Origin of the sequence: Niveibacterium microcysteis, from assembly GCF_017161445.1 — a bacterium.
GTDB lineage: Bacteria > Pseudomonadota > Gammaproteobacteria > Burkholderiales > Rhodocyclaceae > Niveibacterium > Niveibacterium microcysteis.
In genome coordinates this window covers 2,922,629-2,940,614 of sequence record NZ_CP071060.1, presented here as the reverse complement: position 1 = coordinate 2,940,614, position 17,986 = coordinate 2,922,629, and the positions used below count along the sequence as shown (strand labels likewise).

The window sequence follows — 17,986 nt, the reverse complement described above, 5'->3', positions numbered from 1 at the left end:
TTTCGATCGAACAACGGCGGGGCAACCCGCCGTTTCTTCATTCCGGCAAGACCTTCGCCGGGTTGAGCAGATTCAAGGGGTCGAGTGCTTGCTTGATCGCTCGCATCACTGATACGGCCGTTTCTCCGTGCTCAAGCGCGAGGAACTGCGCTTTGCCGAAGCCGATGCCGTGCTCACCGGTGCAGGTGCCTTCATGGGCCAAGGCGCGCCGCACCAGGCGATCGTGAAACGCCTCGGCACGCGCGTTGTCATCGGGGCTGGCCGGATCGGTGAGCACCAGCACATGAAAGTTGCCGTCGCCGACATGGCCGAGGATCGGGGCGATCAATCCGTTAGCCTCGATATCGTCTCGCGTCGCGGCGATGCAGTCCGACAGTTGTGAGATCGGCACGCACACATCAGTCGTCAGTGAGCGCCAGCCAGGTTTGAGGTTGATGCATGCAAAGTAGGCGTCGTGACGCGCCTGCCATAGCCGGCTGCGGTCTTCTGGCCGGTTCGCCCACGAAAAATCGGTGCCGCCAAACTCCTTTGATACGGCTTGCACCGTACTTGCCTGTTCGTCGACGCCGGCAGCGCTGCCGTGGAATTCGAAGAACAGCGTTGGCGCTTCTTGCAGCGCGGTCTTGCTGTAGGCGTTGATCGCCTGAACCGACAGCGTGTCCAGCAGCTCGATGCGCGCGATTGGTACGCCGAGCTGGATCGTCTGGATCACGCAGCGCACCGCGTCATGCACGCTCGGAAAACAGCACACGGCGGCGGCGATGGCTTCGGGCACCGGGTAGAGCTTCAACGTGAGCTCGGTGATGATGCCCAGCGTACCTTCGGAGCCGACCATGAGGCGCGCAAGGTCGTAACCGGCCGCGCTCTTGCGCGCGCGCCCTCCGGTGCGAAGGACGCGGCCATCGGCCAGCACGGCGGTGGCGCCGAGCAGGTTCTCGCGCATCGTGCCGTAGCGCACCGCATTCGTGCCGGATGCGCGGGTCGCGGCCATGCCGCCCAGCGTCGCATCGGCCCCCGGATCGATCGGAAAGAACAGCCCGCTATCGCGGATTTCGGCGTTCAGCTGCTTGCGGGTGACGCCTGGTTGCACGGTGACATCGAAGTCCTCTGCGTGCAGGGTGACGATACGGTTCATCTGTGTGAGATCGATGCACACCCCGCCTCGTACCGCGAGCACATGACCTTCCAGCGAGGAGCCGGCGCCAAACGGAATCATCGGCACGCCGGCCGCATGGCAGGCGCGTGCGATCGCCGCGACTTCGTCAGTCGTATGCGGGAACACCACAGCGTCCGGCAGGGCAGGCGGGAAGTGCGACTCATCGCGGCCGTGATGCTCGCGCACCGCCTGCGCGACGCTGACGCGACCCGGCAACATGTGCTCGAGCGTTTCGATCAATGCTGCGGGAAGGCGGTTCATCGTCATGGTGTCCGCAGGCGCCCTTGGGGCTCAGCCTAGCGTTTCGAAATCGCTGTCGGTGAGTTCGCGCCAGAGGCCGTCGACGCGCCCTTCAAGCGGGCGGAAGCGCGACTTGTAGTTCATCTTTCGACTGTCACGAATCCAGTAGCCCAGGTAGAGGTAGGGTAGGCCGGCACGTCGGCAGGCGTCGATCTGCCACAGGATCGCGAACGTGCCGAGGCTCGCCGATTCGAGGTCCGGGTCGTAAAAGGTGTAGACGCTCGACAGCCCGTCGGTGAGGCAGTCAACGATGCTGACCATGCGCAGCACACCGGCCTCGCGAAACTCGATCAGTCGCGTGTCGATGTGGCTTTGCAGCAGAAAATGCGAGTACTGCTCGCGGCTATCCTGGTCCATGCCGCCACCGGCGTGGCGGCTTGCCTGGTAGCGCTGGTAGAGGTCGTAGTGCTCCTCGTTGAACACCAGTGCGTGCTCGGCAGCGACCAAGCCGGCATTCCGTTGGGCGGCCCGGCGCTGGCTGCGTGCTGGCAGGAAGCGATCAACCGGGACCCGCACCGGTACGCAGGCGCGGCAGGTATCGCAATGCGGCCGGTAGGTGAAGACGCCGCTGCGGCGAAAGCCATTGCGCAGCAAGTCGCTGTAGAGCGGCGTGTCGATCATGTGGCCCGGCGTAGCAACCTGCGAACGTGCGATGCGGTCGGGCAGGTAGGAGCAGGCGTAGGGCGCCGTGGCGTAGAACTGCAGAAACGCGTAGGGCAGGTCTTTCAGCAAAGTCATGTTTGCATGTCCCCCCAGTCAATGTCCTGCATTTGCGTGCGCAGCCAGCGGGCAGGCTGCGCGTCGGCCGCGTGGGCGTCCAGCAATGCGACGAACTCGCCACGCGGAACCTCTCTACCGCCAAGCGAGGCCAGATGCGCGGTGTTCATCTGGCAATCTATCACCTTGAAATCGCGGCGTTCAAGGTCGCGCACCAGATGGGCGAGGGCTGCCTTGGAGGCATCGGTTCGGCGGGCGAACATGGATTCACCGAAGAACACCTTGCCAATGGCCATGCCGTAAAGCCCACCGACCAGCTCGTCGCCCTGCCAGCTTTCGACGCTGTGCGCCCAGCCGAGTTCATGCATTTCGCAGTAGGCGGCGCGCATCTCGTCGGTGATCCAGGTGCCGCCGCCCGGTTCACGCGGGGCGGCGCAGGCGGCAATGACCTGTGCAAATGCGGTGTCGCAGCGGATTTCGAAGACACCGCGGCGCAAGGTCTTGCGCAGCGAGCGGGAGTACTTGAATTCACGCGGGAGCAGCACCATGCGCGGATCGGGGCTCCACCAGAGGATCGGGTCGCCCGGCGAGAACCACGGAAAAATGCCGCGGCGGTATGCCGCGAGCAGCCAGTCCGGTGCGAGTTGCCCGCCAGCCGCGAGCAGGCCGTTCGGCTCGCGTAGTGCGCGGTGAAACGGCGGAAAGGCAGGGCGACGCGGGTCAAGCCAGTCGATCATTGGGCGGGCGCATGGCAGCAGTATCGGCGCGAGTATAGGCCGGGCGCGACGCGGGCGACGCTGGCGCGCCCGCGCGTCGCCTATTCGCATGCGGCTGCCGCGCTCGCGAACGCTGGTGCTGCGCCGCAACGGCATGATCGGTCACTTTGACACGTCACGGCAGCTGCAACTGTTGGCTGCGTTGAACCGGGAGCATGCAATGCGGAAGAGTCTTGCCTGTGTGGGTCTGTTGTTGGGTACGAGTGCGGCACTGCCGGCCTATGCGGCAGAGGCGCAGGCCATGCAGGGTGCGATCAGCATCCCCGGCGCGGAGCAGATTCCGCAGCGCTGTGACGAGGTGCTGGCCTCGCTGCGCGCGCAAGTGAAAGCGCTTGAGGCGATCCCGCCCGGCAAGCTTTCCGCCGCGAGCGTGTTGAATGGCTGGAATCGAATGGCGCTCGATGAATATGCGCTGGTTGGGCCCTTGTCGCTTGCCGCGGAGACGCATCCCGAGGCGGCGGTGCGTACCGCCTCCGAGGCCTGCACGCTGAAGCTGGCTGCGTTCGACAACGAATACCTGCAGAGCGAAGCCCTGTTTCGCGTGATCAAGGCTGCGCAGGGTCAGGACGCAATCGAGCGCAATGCCCTCAGCCGCATCCTCGAGGACTTCGAAGACCGCGGCATCGGGCTCGACCCCGCGCGCCGCGAGCGGCTGCGCACGATCTTCGAACGGATCGAATTGCTCGCACAGGAGTTCAATCGCAACGTGCGCGACGTAACGACTCGCGTCAGCTTCACTGCCGCCGAGCTGGACGGTGTGCCTGCGGCCTACCTGGAATCCGCCAAGAAGAACGAGCAGGGCGAGTATCAGATCGGGCTGGATTATCCGGATCGCGATGCGATCCTGCAGAACGCGAAGAACGAGGACACCCGGAAGCGTTTCTACATCGAGTTCTTCCGGCGCGGTGGCGAGCGCAACCTTGCGATCCTCAACGAAGTGGATGGTCTGCGTACCGAGATTGCGGGCCTCTTCGGCCTGCCCAGTTACGCCGCGTGGCAGTTGCGTACCCGCATGGCAGGTACGCCGGAAACGGTTGATCGTTTCCTCGCCGAGATGCAGGCCGCTGTTGCGCCGGTGGAGCGTTCGGACATCGCGGTGCTGCGTGATGCAAAGCGCAAGCTGACCGGCCAGCCGGATGCCGAACTGAAGCGTTGGGACGTCGATTTCTACGACAACCTCGTCAAGCGCGAGCGCTTCAGCGTCGATCCGCAGCGGGTTCGCGCGCAGTTCCCGACCGAGCCGACGGTGGCCTGGCTGCTCGATGTCAGCAGCCGGCTGTACGGCCTGCGTTTCAAGGCCAACAGCACCTTGCCGGTGTGGCACAAGGATGTGCGCCCCTACGATGTAATCGATGCGAAGAGCGGGCGTTACCTGTCGAGCTTCTACCTCGATCTGTTCCCGCGTGAAGGCAAGTACAAGCACGCTGCCGCGTTCCCGGTGCGTCAGGTCAGCACGGCCGCGGGCTCGACGCCGATTTCCGTGATGGTGAGCAACTTCTCGCGCGAGGGATTCAGCCAGGACGAAGTGGAAACCCTGTTCCACGAGTTCGGCCACATCCTGCACGGCGTGTTGTCGCAAACCCGCTATGCGATGGATGCCGGCACCTCAGTTCGGCGCGATTTCGTCGAAGCGCCGTCGATGATGTTCCAGGAATGGCCGTGGCGGCCCGAAGTCACACGCCGCTTCAGCGCGGTGTGTCCGACGTGCAAGCCGCTGGATGCCAAGTTGATCGCCCGACTTGAAGCCGCGAGCCGCTTTGGCAAGGGCATCTGGTTTGCACGGCAGAATTTCTATTCACGCTACGACATGGCGCTGGCCAGCGCCAAGCCGGGTGAGGCCCAGTCGGTATGGCGTGCGATGGAGGCAGAGACCCCGCTTGGCACCGTTGAGGGCACGCTGCAGCCGGCCAACTTCGGCCACCTGCTCGGTGGTTATGCGGCGGGCTACTACGGCTACATGTGGGCGATGGCGTTGGGCCTGGACATGCTGACGGCCTTCGGCAAGGACGCAATGGACGTCAAGGTTGGCGCCCGTTATCGCAGCACCATCCTGGAACGCGGTGGTGAGGTTCCCCCGACCGAACTGGTCACGCAGTTCCTCGGCCGCAAGCCCGACAACCGGGCCTTCTTCAATCGCATCAACGGCAAGCCCTGAGGACGTTGCGCATGAGCGTGCATCACGATATCCGCTACACGATTACGCCGGTTGATCCGGCTGCGCACCTCTTCGAGGTGACACTGGAAGCGGACGCCCCGGAATCCGGCATGCAGTTCGTACTGCCGGCCTGGATTCCCGGGAGCTACATGGTGCGCGAGTTCGCACGCAACATCGTGTGGTTGAAAGCCGAGGTCGATGGCGAACCGGCAGCAATCGAGAAGTGCGACAAACACACCTGGGTGCTCGGCCGAGTGCCGGGCGGCGCGAAGTCGGTGCGGCTACGTTACGCCGTCTACGCATGGGATTTGTCGGTGCGTTGCGCGCATCTGGATCAGAGCCATGGGTTCTTCAATGGCACACAGGTCTTCCTGCGTGTCCTGGGTCGTGAAGCGCTACCGCACCGCGTGCGGATCGACCCGCCGGCGGGTGTGCGCGATTGGACTGTGGCCACGACGCTGCCTGAAGCCAGCGGGCGCGGTGCGGCGAAGCGTCGCGGTTTTGGCTGGTACGTGGCCGCCGACTACGACGCGCTGATCGACCACCCGGTCGAGATGGGGCGTCTGACCTGGGCGAGTTTCGATGTGCGCGGCGTAGCCCACGACTTCGCGATCAACGGCCGGCATGACTGCGATCTCGAACGGCTGATGGCAGATCTTGCGAAGGCCTGTGAGGCCCAGTGCGCGTTGTTCGGCGACGCACCGCCGCCGTTCGGCCGCTACCTCTTCATGCTGACCGTGGTCGGCGACGGCTACGGTGGTCTCGAGCATCGGGATTCGACGGCCTTGCTGGCGTCGCGGAGCGATCTGCCCTTCGTCGGCATGAAGGCGACGACTGAGGCGTATCGGGGCTTCCTCGGCCTGTGCAGCCACGAGTACTTCCACGCCTGGAACGTCAAGCGCATCAAGCCGGCCGCCTTCGCACCCTACGACCTCCAGCAGGAGAACTACACACGGTTGCTCTGGTTGTTTGAGGGCTTCACCTCGTACTACGACGACCTCGCGCTGGTGCGGGCGGGGCTGATCACGCGTGACGAGTATCTCGGCATGCTGGCGAAGACGATCTCTGCGGTTCAGCGCGGCGCCGGGCGCACGCTGCAATCGGTGGCGGACTCGTCTTTCGACGCCTGGATCAAGTACTACCGCCAGGACGAGAACGCACCGAATGCGATCGTCAGCTACTACGCCAAGGGCTCGCTGGTGGCGCTGGCGCTTGATCTGGCTTTGCGCGCGAAGAGCGGCGGCGAGAAGTCGCTCGATGATGTGATGCGCCTGCTCTGGGCACGGTTCGGCGACGGCTCTGGCGTGCCTGAGGCCGCGCTGCCTGCGCTGATTCGGGACGCGACCGGCGTCGATGTATCTCGACTGCTGCGTCAGGCGACAGAGGGCTGCGAGGATCTACCGTTGAGCAAGCTGCTGCGGGCGCTCGGTGTAAGCCTGACTTGGGAGGCGGATGGCGAGTTGCCGTCGATCGGCGCGAAAGTGGCGAGCGAGGGTGAGTCGATCAAGCTCGCGCAGGTCTTCACGGATGGCCCCGCGCATGCAGCGGGGCTGTCGGCTGGGGATTTGCTGGTGGCGCTCGATGGGCTGCGGGTCAAGGCCGGTGGGCTCGATGCGCGCCTCGCCCGCATGCAAGCCGGCGCCACCGTGTCAGTGCACGCCTTCCGCCGCGATGAACTGTTTGAGACTCGCCTGCAGTTGGCGCCGCCGCCTACGGTGAAGGCCAAGTTGGCAGAAGACAAGCGCGCCGGCAAACCGGTGGCTGCGCTGCGCGAGGCGTGGATCGGGCGTCGTTGAACGCCGTCAGGCGATCGGCTCGGGGTTGGTTGTGAAGCCGAAGCGGGCGGCCACGTCGGCCGCCTGAATCGGATTGACGGAGACGGTTCGTTCGCCCAACGCGAGCTCGCCGTGTTGAAGGTCGGCACCGAGCCGGAGTTGATCGGCGAGTGCGACAAGATCCTGGCTGGCGATGAGCCCGACACCAATGTCGGTGTCGACGAGCAGTGCGCCATGTTCGTCGATAAACGCTGCGCACGCGCTTGCAGTGTGGCCGGTATGGCTGATCAGTCGCTGCGGTGTCGCGGCATTCCAGCCAAACACCCACGGCGTGTAATCAAGGGTGACGTATACGCGCTGCGGGCCGTTCTGGAAGAACCAGCGCCCCTCATCATCGTGTTGATAGTTGCGGCCGATGAATTCCGCCAAGCCGCGATGGCGCACGACTTCGCCCTGCAAACGCCAGCGGCCGCCGCGATCCAGCGACAACCAGCCGTAGCAGGCCGGCACATTCGGCCAGCGAACGAGCGATCGGAGGACCGCCTCGTCCATCAGCTCAGGCGCTTACCAGATCTTCCACCACGGCCGCGCATCGGGACTCGCGTCCTTGTTGTAGCGGCTTTGTGGATAGTTGAGTGCCAGCACGCGGCGGGTGTCCGCCGCCAAGTCCTTCATCCCCAGCTTGTCGTAGCTGAAGATCATGATCGCCAGCGCGTCTTCGACTGAGGGCGAATTCGGGAAATTCTTGATCGTCGTCTGTGCCCGGTTGGCCGCTGCGAGGAATGCGTTGCGGTTCTGGTAGTAGCGTGCGACGCTGATCTCGTGTTTTGCCAGCGCGTTGACCAGATAGGCCATGCGAACCTTGGCGTCCTCCGCATAGCGGCTATCCGGGAAGCGCGTCGCAAGCTCCTTGAACGCCTGGAACGAATCGAGCGCAGCTTTCGGGTCTCGCTCGGTCAGATCCTGCTGGCCGATCAGGCCGACGAAGCCCTGATCCTCATTGAAGGTGATCAGGCCTTTCAGGTAGTAGGCGTAATCGACGTTCGGGTGATTCGGATGCAGCTTGATGAAGCGGTCGATGGCCGCCGAGGCTTGTGCCGGATCCTGGGCACGGTAGTACGCATACGCGATTTCGAGCTGTGCCTGCTGGGCATAGCGGCCATAGGGGTACTTGGCTTCCAGTTGCTCGAAAAGCTTCACCGCGCGGTCGTAGGACCCCGATTCCAGGTTGTCCTTCGCGTCGGCGTAAATCTCTTCGGCGGGGCGCTGGTCGATCTTGCCGCCCTTGTCCGATTCAAACCAGGAGCTCACTGTGGAGCAACCGGCGATCGAAACCGAAAGCAGCAGGCTTGCGGCTACACTACGCGCTCGCAAAAACGGCATCAAAGCACCCGTGAGTGAACAAAGCGACGATTATAACGGATGCGACGAGCTCGACCCCGACGCGTCATCGGTTCGACAGCTGTGCGTGCCGGATGCCGAGGCAGGTAGCCGGCTCGACCAGGCGCTCGCGCGTCTCGTCCCCGAACATTCCCGCAATCGGCTCCAGGCCTGGATCCGCGACGGGCGCCTGACTGTTGACGGGGTCCTGGTCGACGACCCGAAACGCAAGCTTCGCGGTTCGGAACGGCTCGAATTGACCGAGCCGCCGCCCCTCGATGTGGTGGCCGCGAGCCCTGAAAATATTGCGTTATCAATTGTGTTCGAGGATGCCGATATCCTCGTCATCAACAAGTCCGCCGGGCTGGTTGTGCATCCTGGCAGCGGCAACTGGAGCGGCACGCTGCTCAATGCGCTGCTGCATCACGTGCCTGAGGCGAGCCAATTGCCGCGGGCCGGCATCGTGCATCGTCTGGACAAGGATACGAGCGGCCTGATGGTCGTCGCGCGTACCCTGCTCGCGCAGACTGATCTGGTTCGGCAACTGCAGGCGCGGACGGTGAAACGGCAGTACGTTGCCCTGGCGCGTGGTGTGCTGCCCCGTAACACGCTGGTCGATGCACCGATTGGCCGCCACCCAACGCAACGCACGCGCATGGCCGTCGTGCCGGGTGCGCGGGAAGCACGTACCCAGGTCACGGTGCGCGAGCGCTTTGCGCGATGCACGCTGGTGGAATGCAGCCTGGAGACTGGGCGTACGCATCAGATTCGCGTCCATATGGCTCACCTCGGGCATCCGCTGGTCGGCGACACGCTCTATGGTGGCGGACGTGGCGCGCCCGAGTTTCATCGGCAAGCATTGCATGCCTGGAAGCTCGGATTGATCCATCCCCGCACGGGTGAAGCGATGAGCTGGGAAGCGCCGCTGCCCGATGATTTCGCCGCTCTGGTGGAAACACTGCGTGCGGAGTCCAGCCATGAATGACTGGATCATCCCGGACTGGCCTGCGCCGCCCTCGGTACGTGCGATCTTCACGACCCGCAAGGGAGGCGTCAGCCTCGCGCCCTACGCTGATCTCAACTTGGGGACGCATGTCGGGGATGATCCGGCCGCCGTCAGCGCCAACCGGGCACGGGTGAGAGCCTTGCTGCCCGCAGAACCCTGTTGGCTGGAGCAGGTGCATGGCGTGACCGTGGTGGATGCGGCCTTGCCGGCCGAGCGCAGGGCCGATGCGGCTTTTGTTGCAGTGCCGGATGTGCCATGTGTGGTGATGGTCGCCGACTGCTTGCCGGTCATCTTCTGTAACCGGGCTGGAACAGTGGTGGCCGCGGCCCATGCGGGCTGGCGTGGGCTGCTGGACGGCGTGCTGGAGGCGACACTGGCGAAGATGGGTGTGCCTGTATCCGACGTCATCGCCTGGCTTGGGCCGGCGATCGGGCCCGACTCATTCGCGGTGGGGCCTGAGGTTCGCGATGCGTTTGTGTCAAGGGCAGGGGACGACGCAGGGTGCTTCAGATCAGGGACAGGAGATCGCTGGTTTGCGGATATCTTCGGGCTTGCCCGTGCGCGACTCCGCCGGGCCGGCTTGGGGGCTGACGCGGTGTTTGGCGGGGGCGTGTGCACCGTGAGTGATCCGGCACGATTCTTTTCCTACCGGCGTGATGGGGCGTGCGGCCGGATGGGGGCGTTCATCTGGATTGCGGGGGATCGTTCGGCGGGGTGAGCGTTTCTGCCTGAGCCTCCCGTTCCGCCTGTCTGCGGCGTCGGGCGCCAGTGCCCGCGAGCCAGAGAAACAGGGCCAGCGGGAGCGTGAAACCAAGAAAGGTCATCACACCGCCGATAACGGATTGAGCGCCGATGGCGGCCATCAGCGCGACGTAAATCCAGGCGATTGCGGCGATATACATGCTTGTGTTGGGCGTTCGTGTGGTGCATCCCGGCGCAGTGTAGTGCTTGACCGGAAGTTTTGTGCGGTGCAAAAATCAGTCGAAACCCGCGCCAAATCTGGCTGCTTGGGCTGTGACAAGGCCCTGGCGTGCGGTGAGCGGCGAGCATTTTGACGTGGAGAACACAATGTCGGTTTCCAGTGAGCAGCCAGCTTTCGATGCCTCTGTCTGGCTCAAGGCCGGGCAGGGCATGATGCAGGGCTTGTTCGATTTTGCCTCGCGCCAGCAAGAAATGCTGAAACAGGCCGGGATCAATATCGCGCCGCTTGAAGCGGCGACAGCCGATTCTCAGCCCCTCGCGAAGCTTCAGCAGGAGATTGCCGAGCAGCATGCGCGTTTGTGGGCCGGCCTGGTTCAGCGCAAGCCTGACGAGCCTTATACGCCGGTGGTGCCGCACGACGCCGACCGTCGTTTTGCGGCCCCCGCATGGGCTGGCAGCCCCATGTTCGATTACATGCGTCAGGCTTATCTGCTGAATGCCGCATTCCTGACGCGTGCGGCCGACGTATTGCCGGTGGCAGACAAGCAGGCGAAGAGTCGCCTGCAGTTTCTCGTCCGTCAGTACGTCGATGCGATGAGCCCAGCGAACTTTGCGGCGACCAATCCCGAGTTTGTCGAAAAGGCGATCGCCAGCAAGGGTGAGAGCATCACGCGCGGCATCCTGAACATGATCGCGGACCTCGAAAAGGGCCGCATCGCGATGACCGACGAGAGTGCTTTCGAGGTTGGACGCAACCTTGCGGTCACGCCCGGCGCGGTGATCTTTGAAAACGAAGTGATGCAGTTGATCCAGTACGCGCCGCAGACCGCTGAGGTCTGCGAGCGGCCGTTGCTGATCGTGCCGCCATGCATCAACAAGTACTACATCCTCGATCTGCAGCCGGAGAACTCCTTCGTGCAGTACGCGGTGTCCCAGGGCATCACCACCTTCCTGGTGTCGTGGCGCAATCCGCAGCAGGCTCAGGGGCGCCTCGGCTGGGACGACTACATCGAAGACGGCGTGCTGCGAGCCCTGGAAGTTGTGCAGGCTGTCAGCAAGTGCGAGAAACCGAACATCCTCGGTTTCTGCGTCGGCGGCACGCTGACCAGCAGCGCACTGGCGGTGGCCGCTGCACGTGGCGAATTGCCGGTCGAGAGCCTGACGCTGCTGACGACGCTGCTGGATTTCGAGGAATCTGGCGATCTTGCGTGCTTTGTGGACGAGGCGAGTGTGGCCACGCGCGAGAGCACGATCGGCCAGGGCGGTCTGTTGGCCGGACGCGAGCTTTCCAGTGTGTTCTCGGCGTTGCGGCCGAATGACCTGATCTGGAATTACGTCGTCGACAAGTACTTGAAGGGCAATGCGCCGCCTGCCTTCGATCTGCTTTACTGGAATTCCGATAGCACCAACTTGCCTGGTCCGTTCGCGGCCTGGTACCTGCGCAACATGTATCTCGAGAACAATCTGCGCGTGCCGGGACGCCTGTCGATGTGCGGCGTGCCGGTGGACCTGGGACGCGTTACCTGCCCTGCCTATATTTTCGCGACGCGCGAGGATCACATCGTGCCGTGGCGCTCGTCTTACCTCGGGCGCCGCTTGCTGGGCGGGGATACCACCTTCGTGCTGGGCGCGAGCGGGCATATCGCCGGGGTCATCAACCCGGCGGCCAAGAACCGCCGCAGCTATTGGGTTGGCGCCAACACGACCGCCATCGCTGAAGATTGGCTCGCGGCGGCATCGGAGCAGCGCGGCAGTTGGTGGCCGCACTGGATCGAGTGGCTCAAGGCTCGCAGTGGTGCACTGGTTGCGGCGCCCAAGCGTGCCGGGGATCGGAAGTACAAGGAAATCGAGCCGGCGCCTGGCCGGTACGTTAAAGAGCCCGCCTGAAAAGGGCCTTGGTAGCACGGGCCGGATGCGCATAGCGGGGCGCATTGGTCCGGCAGGGATCTGCCCGCATCAGGCTGTCACGCATCAACGTGCCCGGCCGCACCATCCGGTACCGAGGCGATCGCGTCACCTCGGTTTTGATGTGGGTGCGGTGCGGGGCGCGCGAAGACGTGTCACCCCAATAACGAGAGGAGAGGAAGCACATGGTACGAGTTGCACTGATCACTGGCGGCATGGGCGGGTTGGGCGAAGCGATCTGCATCAAGATGGCGGCGTTGGGCTATCACGTTGTCACCACCTATTCGCCGAACAACACCAAGGCGCACGACTGGCTGCAAACCATGAACAACATGGGTTATGGCTTCAAGGCCTATCCCTGCGACGTGACGGATTTCGATTCCGCGAAGGCCTGTATTGCCGCGGTCACCAAGGACATCGGCCCGGTCGATGTGCTGGTGAACAACGCCGGCATTACCCGCGACATGACCTTCAAGAAGATGACCAAGGCGGACTGGGACGCCGTGATCCACACCAACCTCGACAGCGTCTTCAACATGACCAAGCAGGTCATGGACGGCATGGTCGAGCGCAAGTGGGGTCGTGTCATCAACGTGTCTTCGGTGAACGGGCAGAAGGGTGCTTTCGGCCAGACCAACTATTCGGCGGCCAAGGCCGGCATGCATGGTTTCACCAAGGCCCTCGCGCTTGAAGTGGCGAAGAACGGCGTCACGGTCAATACGATCAGCCCGGGCTATATCGGCACGAAGATGGTGACCGCGATCCCGCAAGAGATTCTGGATTCGAAGATCCTGCCGCAGATTCCGGTCAGCCGGCTCGGCAAGCCCGAGGAAATCGCCGGCCTGGTTGCGTATCTGGCCTCCGACGAAGCGGCGTTCCTGACCGGTGCCAACATTTCGATCAACGGCGGCCAGCATATGTTCTGACCGCGCTGCAGCGGTGCAGCCTCCTGCACGGCGTCGGGCCTCGGCGCTGTGCGGGTGACAATCGTTTTTATAACCGAGGCAAAGGAAGCAATCATGTCGAGGAAAGTCGCCCTGGTGACCGGGGGTATGGGCGGGCTGGGCACCGCCATCTGCAAGTCGCTCCACAAAGCCGGCTACAAGGTTGTCGCGAACTGCTTGCCGGGCTTGCCGGGCAAGGATGAATGGCTCGCCAGCATGCGCGCCGAAGGCTTCGATGTGGAGCCCGCGGACGCAGACGTGACCGACTACGAGCAGTGCGCAGCGATGGTCCGCAAGATCGAGTCGGAAATCGGCCCGGTCGATGTGCTGGTCAATAACGCGGGGATTACCCGCGATGCGATGTTCCGGAAGATGGACAAGGGACAGTGGGATGCCGTGATGTCCACCAACCTCGACAGCATTTTCAATGTCACCCACCAAGTGCTGGCGGGCATGGCAGAGCGCGGCTGGGGACGCGTGATCAACATTTCGTCGGTCAATGGCGTCAAGGGTCAGTTCGGCCAGGCCAACTACTCTGCGGCCAAGGCGGGCATTCTTGGTTTCACCAAGGCGATCGCGCAGGAAGTCGCGAAGAAGGGCGTTACTGTGAACGCGGTGGCGCCGGGCTATGTGGGCACCGACATGGTCATGGCGATCAAGCAGGAGGTGCGTGACCAGATCGTTGCGACGATCCCCGCGGGGCGCCTCGGCAAACCGGAAGAGATCGGCGACCTCTGCGCATTCCTTGCGTCGGATAGCGCAGGCTATATCACCGGTTCGACCATCAACATCAACGGTGGCCTGCACATGGGCTGATGCGCTGCACAGCGCCGCAATGGGGCTCCGCGAAAGGCGGAGCCCTTTTTATTTGTGCAGTGCTATACACTACGCCGCACAACAAAAACACCCATTCGAATTCGAGGGAGGAGACCGTCAATGGCACAGCTCAGACTGATCAAGAAGTACCCGAATCGACGGCTGTACGACACGCGCACCAGCTCCTACATCACGCTATCCGACGTGAAGGAACTGGTCGTCAATCAGGAAGAATTCCAGGTCGTCGACGCGAAGACCGGCGAAGACCTGACGCGCGCCATCCTGTTGCAGATCATCCTGGAAGAGGAGTCCGGCGGTGCGCCGATGTTCACCGTTGATCTGCTGTCGCAGATGATCCGTTTCTACGGCAATGCGATGCAGGGGATGATGGGCAAGTACCTTGAGAACAACATCCACGCTTTCACCGACCTGCAGTCCAAGCTGCAGGAGCACGCGAAGTCGATCTACGGCGAAAACAACCCGATGAGCCGCGATCTGTGGGCGCAGTTCCTGAACTTCCAGGGGCCGGCGCTGCACAGCATGATGGGTGCCTACATTGACCAGAGCAAAAAGATGTTCTCGCAGATGCAGGAGCAGGTAGAAAGCCAGACCCGTAATCTGTTCTCCGGCTTTCAGTTCCCCAACATGACGCCGCCCGGTGCCGCCGCAGACGAAAAGGACAAGACGCCGCCGAAACGGTAAACTGCCCGCCTTTCGCGAGTCGCCAGACGGCCTCTCGGTGTGTGAACGCAAGTTCTCGCACGGGAGGCCGTAGTCATTCCGGCGGCACCCAGCGCGCAGATTTCAGCAAGGCTAGACCATGAACAGCACAACCCGTACCCCGACCGTCGGCTTCGTCTCACTCGGCTGCCCGAAGGCGACTTCCGATTCGGAGAACATCCTCACCCGCCTGAGGGCCGAGGGCTACGACATCTCCGGCACCTACGACGGCGCGGACCTGGTGATCGTGAATACGTGCGGCTTCATCGATGCGGCGGTCGAGGAATCGCTCGACGCAATCGGCGAGGCGCTCAACGAAAACGGGCGCGTGATCGTCACCGGATGCCTGGGTGCGAAGAAGGATGCAGCGGGGCAGGGCATCGTCGAGCAGGTGCATCCGAAAGTGCTCGCCGTGACCGGGCCGCACGCCACCGAAGAGGTGATGGGTGTGGTGCATCAGCATTTGCCGAAACCGCACGATCCTTTCATTGATCTCGTGCCGCCGCAGGGCATCCGCCTTACACCGCCGCACTACGCCTACCTGAAGATTTCGGAGGGCTGCAACCACCGTTGCAGCTTCTGCATCATCCCGTCGATGCGCGGTGACCTCGTGTCGCGCCCGATCGGTGACGTGATGAAGGAGGCCGAAGCGCTGGTGGATGCCGGCGTGAAGGAAATTCTGGTGGTATCGCAGGACACCAGCGCTTACGGTGTCGACGTGAAGTACCGCACCGGGTTCTGGGGTGGTCGCCCGGTCAAGACCAAGATGTACGACCTCTGCAAGGCGCTTGGCGAGTTGGGCGTCTGGATTCGCCTGCACTACGTGTATCCGTACCCGCATGTCGACGACATCATCCCGTTGATGGCCGAAGGCAAGATCCTGCCGTACCTCGACATTCCGTTCCAGCACGCCAGCACCCGCGTGCTCAAAGCGATGAAGCGTCCAGCGGCCGCTGAGAATACGCTCGAGCGCATCCGTCGTTGGCGCGAGATCTGCCCGGACCTGACTATCCGCAGCACCTTCATCGCCGGCTTCCCGGGCGAAACCGAAGACGATTTCAACGAGCTGCTTGACTGGTTGTCGGAGGCGCAGCTGGACCGCGTTGGCTGTTTCTCGTACTCGCCGGTCGAGGGGGCGACGGCAAACGAGCTGGCGGGCCAGTTGCCGGACGAAGTGCGCGAAGAGCGCCGTGATCGCCTGATGGCTCACCAGGAAGACATCTCGACGCAGCGTCTTGAGCGCATGCTCGATCGCGAGATCACCGTACTGGTCGATGAGGTCGACGAAGACGGCGCGGTGGCGCGCTCGATGGGCGACGCCCCGGAAATTGACGGCCTTGTGATCATCCCGGACGGCACCGAACTTGAAGTGGGCGAGTTTGCCCGAGTGAAGGTGTCCGACGTCGATGTGCATGACCTGTATGCACAGCTGATCGAAAACTGAAGACTGATCACGACGCCCCGAAAGGGGCGTCGTGCTATGGACATGACGAAACTGCTCACCGAACTTGCCGCCATCGTTGGCGACGCCCACCTCATTACCGATCCTGCAGACCAGGCGCCTTACCTTCGCGATTGGCGAGGCCGTTACGAGGGTCGGTCGCAAGCGATCGTGCGCCCAGCCAACACCGAAGAGGTTGCGGCGGTAGTGCGGCTTTGCGTTGCACACGGTGTACCGCTCGTGCCGCAGGGCGGCAATACCAGCCTGTGCGGTGCGGCCACGCCAGACGAGAGTGGTAGCGCGGTTGTCATCTCCTTACAGCGCCTCAACCGGATCCGTTACCTCGATTTCGATAACGATACGTTGACCGTCGAGGCTGGATGCACGCTCGCCGAGGTGCAGGCCACAGCCGCTGCTGCCGATCGCCTGTTTCCACTGTCGCTGGCCTCCGAGGGCACTTGCCGTATCGGCGGCAACCTTTCCACCAACGCAGGCGGCGTTCATGTGCTGCGCTACGGTAATGCGCGTGATCTGGTGCTGGGGCTCGAAGTGGTGTTGCCGGACGGCCTGATCTGGCATGGCTTGCGCGCTTTGCGCAAGGACAACACCGGCTATGACCTCAAGCAGCTCTTCCTGGGTGCCGAGGGCACGTTGGGGATCATCACCGCGGCCGTGCTCAAGCTGTCGCCGCGTCCGCGCAGCCTATGCACGGCCTGGCTTGCCGTGCCAAATCCGGAGGCTGCGGTTGCCCTGCTGCGGCAGTTCCGGTCCGAATGTGGTGAGCGCCTCAGCGCTTTCGAGTTGATGAGTCAACCGACACTGGCACTGGTGCTGCGCCACATTCCGGGCGCACAGTGTCCGTTGTCCGAGGTACCGCCATGGTCGGTGCTGATTGAGCTAGGGGATACGCGGGCGGATGCTGGGCTCGACGAGATTGCTGAAGCGATTCTCGCGCCCGCGATTGAGTCCGGCCTTGTCCTCGATGCTGCTATCGCGCGCAGCGAAGCTCAGCGGGTCGCGCTGTGGGCATTGCGCGAAAACGCGTCTGAGGCGCAGCGCCACGAGGGGGTAAGCGTCAAACATGACGTGTCGGTGCCGGTCAGCCGAATTCCTGAATTTCTGCATCGCGCAGACGCGGCCCTGCTTGCTGCCTTCCCCGGCTTGCGCATCGTTGCATTCGGACACGTTGGCGACGGAAACCTGCACTACAACTGCTCAAAGCCCGATGCTGACGCAAACGCGGCCCTGATCGGTGAACGTGGCGACGTCAATCGCATCGTGCACGATCTGGTCCACGAACTGGGCGGCTCCATCTCCGCCGAACATGGCTTAGGACAACTCAAGCGCGACGAGATCCGCCGCTACAAGTCCGAACTGGAAATGGACCTGATGCAACGGATCAAGTCCGCCTTTGACCCGAAATGCTTGATGAACCCAGGCAAGGTTTTGTGAGTGTCGAGCGGATGTGGGCAGGCAGGGGGCGATAATTTGCGGGGGATCTGCACAGATTCTCAAAAATAGGGTTGACGTACCCCGATCTGTAGTCTAAGATCTCATCTCTTTCGCGGCGGGGGTATAGCTCAGCTGGGAGAGCGCTTGCATGGCATGCAAGAGGTCAGCGGTTCGATCCCGCTTACCTCCACCAAACAAGCTGCGAAAGAAAAAGTTGTACCGGGTCCCCATCGTCTAGAGGCCTAGGACACCGCCCTTTCACGGCGATAACCGGGGTTCGAATCCCCGTGGGGACGCCAAGTTTTGGCGAAGGCAGCGAAAGCTGCCTTTGATTTCGGAGCAGGCTGAACACTGCACCGAAAGAGCAGTTCAAGCGCGGAGTGGTAGTTCAGTCGGTTAGAATACCGGCCTGTCACGCCGGGGGTCGCGGGTTCGAGTCCCGTCCACTCCGCCACCCAATACAAGGGGCTGTTCAGACGACAGCCTTTTTTGTTGGAAGTAGTTTGTAGTACCTCTTTCGTG

16 protein-coding genes and 3 tRNA genes are annotated in these 17,986 nt (G+C 63.0%); 13 read left to right on the top strand and 6 right to left on the bottom strand.

Going from position 1 to position 17,986, the window contains the following annotated elements; genetic code table 11:
- Positions 1–37 precede the first annotated feature (37 nt).
- Genes JY500_RS13350 through aat form a run of 3 tightly spaced genes read right to left on the bottom strand, consistent with a single transcriptional unit; the run spans position 38 to position 2,910 of the window.
- Positions 38–1,417, bottom strand: a complete 1,380-nt coding sequence (locus JY500_RS13350) for an FAD-binding oxidoreductase (protein ID WP_246479623.1) — start codon at positions 1,415–1,417, stop codon at positions 38–40.
- A 30-nt stretch (positions 1,418–1,447) separates the two neighbouring features.
- On the bottom strand, positions 1,448–2,194 hold the full coding sequence (locus tag JY500_RS13345; protein WP_172198738.1) for an arginyltransferase: 747 nt from the start codon (positions 2,192–2,194) through the stop codon (positions 1,448–1,450).
- Positions 2,191–2,910 carry a leucyl/phenylalanyl-tRNA--protein transferase gene (aat, locus tag JY500_RS13340; protein ID WP_206253083.1) on the bottom strand — a complete coding sequence of 240 codons (720 nt, stop codon included), beginning with the start codon at positions 2,908–2,910 and terminating at the stop codon, positions 2,191–2,193. Before aat ends, JY500_RS13345 begins: the two co-directional genes overlap by 4 nt.
- A gap of 199 nt (positions 2,911–3,109) precedes the next feature.
- On the opposite strand from aat, the gene JY500_RS13335 reads away from it, so the two are divergent.
- Together JY500_RS13335 and JY500_RS13330 are read left to right on the top strand one after the other, a co-directional pair.
- Positions 3,110–5,104, top strand: coding sequence for a M3 family metallopeptidase (locus tag JY500_RS13335; RefSeq protein WP_206253082.1), 1,995 nt, complete (start codon positions 3,110–3,112; stop codon positions 5,102–5,104).
- 11 nt (positions 5,105–5,115) lie between these two features.
- Positions 5,116–6,900 carry a M61 family metallopeptidase gene (locus JY500_RS13330; protein ID WP_206253080.1) on the top strand — a complete coding sequence of 595 codons (1,785 nt, stop codon included), beginning with the start codon at positions 5,116–5,118 and terminating at the stop codon, positions 6,898–6,900.
- Positions 6,901–6,906: 6 nt separating this feature from the next.
- Here the strand turns inward: JY500_RS13330 and JY500_RS13325 are convergent, their stop codons facing one another.
- Together JY500_RS13325 and JY500_RS13320 are read right to left on the bottom strand one after the other, a co-directional pair.
- On the bottom strand, positions 6,907–7,431 hold the full coding sequence (locus tag JY500_RS13325) for a DUF2946 family protein (RefSeq protein WP_206253073.1): 525 nt from the start codon (positions 7,429–7,431) through the stop codon (positions 6,907–6,909).
- Between the two features lie 12 nt (positions 7,432–7,443).
- On the bottom strand, positions 7,444–8,190 hold the full coding sequence (locus JY500_RS13320) for an outer membrane protein assembly factor BamD (protein WP_246479622.1): 747 nt from the start codon (positions 8,188–8,190) through the stop codon (positions 7,444–7,446).
- A gap of 82 nt (positions 8,191–8,272) precedes the next feature.
- On the opposite strand from JY500_RS13320, the gene rluD reads away from it, so the two are divergent.
- Together rluD and pgeF are read left to right on the top strand one after the other, a co-directional pair.
- Entirely contained in the window at positions 8,273–9,244 is a 972-nt protein-coding gene (gene rluD / locus JY500_RS13315) for a 23S rRNA pseudouridine(1911/1915/1917) synthase RluD (protein ID WP_206256485.1), read from the top strand.
- A complete protein-coding gene (pgeF, locus tag JY500_RS13310) occupies positions 9,237–9,983 on the top strand; it encodes a peptidoglycan editing factor PgeF (RefSeq protein ID WP_206253070.1) in 747 nt (248 codons plus the stop codon). The genes rluD and pgeF overlap by 8 nt, the downstream gene beginning before the upstream one ends.
- Here the strand turns inward: pgeF and JY500_RS13305 are convergent.
- Complete coding sequence (locus JY500_RS13305) at positions 9,949–10,167, bottom strand: hypothetical protein (RefSeq protein ID WP_206253068.1); 219 nt, start codon at positions 10,165–10,167, stop codon at positions 9,949–9,951. The genes pgeF and JY500_RS13305 overlap by 35 nt on opposite strands.
- A gap of 166 nt (positions 10,168–10,333) precedes the next feature.
- Here JY500_RS13305 and JY500_RS13300 point away from each other — a divergent pair, with 166 nt between their 5' ends.
- The 9 genes from JY500_RS13300 to JY500_RS13260 all read left to right on the top strand — a co-directional run bounded on the left by JY500_RS13300 (position 10,334) and on the right by JY500_RS13260 (position 17,918).
- Complete coding sequence (locus tag JY500_RS13300) at positions 10,334–12,073, top strand: PHA/PHB synthase family protein (protein ID WP_206253066.1); 1,740 nt, start codon at positions 10,334–10,336, stop codon at positions 12,071–12,073.
- A 203-nt stretch (positions 12,074–12,276) separates the two neighbouring features.
- Entirely contained in the window at positions 12,277–13,017 is a 741-nt protein-coding gene (phbB, locus tag JY500_RS13295; RefSeq protein WP_172198758.1) for an acetoacetyl-CoA reductase, read from the top strand.
- 93 nt (positions 13,018–13,110) lie between these two features.
- Entirely contained in the window at positions 13,111–13,851 is a 741-nt protein-coding gene (gene phbB, locus JY500_RS13290) for a beta-ketoacyl-ACP reductase (RefSeq protein ID WP_172198761.1), read from the top strand.
- Between the two features lie 120 nt (positions 13,852–13,971).
- A complete protein-coding gene (gene phaR / locus JY500_RS13285) occupies positions 13,972–14,553 on the top strand; it encodes a polyhydroxyalkanoate synthesis repressor PhaR (protein ID WP_206253059.1) in 582 nt (193 codons plus the stop codon).
- A 118-nt stretch (positions 14,554–14,671) separates the two neighbouring features.
- Positions 14,672–16,015, top strand: a complete 1,344-nt coding sequence (gene rimO, locus JY500_RS13280; RefSeq protein WP_172198767.1) for a 30S ribosomal protein S12 methylthiotransferase RimO — start codon at positions 14,672–14,674, stop codon at positions 16,013–16,015.
- Positions 16,016–16,057: 42 nt separating this feature from the next.
- Positions 16,058–17,464 (top strand): FAD-binding oxidoreductase, encoded by a 1,407-nt coding sequence (locus tag JY500_RS13275; RefSeq protein ID WP_206253053.1) that lies wholly within the window; start codon positions 16,058–16,060, stop codon positions 17,462–17,464.
- 117 nt (positions 17,465–17,581) lie between these two features.
- A tRNA-Ala gene (locus JY500_RS13270) sits at positions 17,582–17,657 on the top strand.
- Positions 17,658–17,687: 30 nt separating this feature from the next.
- A tRNA-Glu gene (locus tag JY500_RS13265) sits at positions 17,688–17,763 on the top strand.
- 78 nt (positions 17,764–17,841) lie between these two features.
- Positions 17,842–17,918: transfer RNA gene (locus tag JY500_RS13260), tRNA-Asp, on the top strand.
- Positions 17,919–17,986 lie beyond the last annotated feature (68 nt).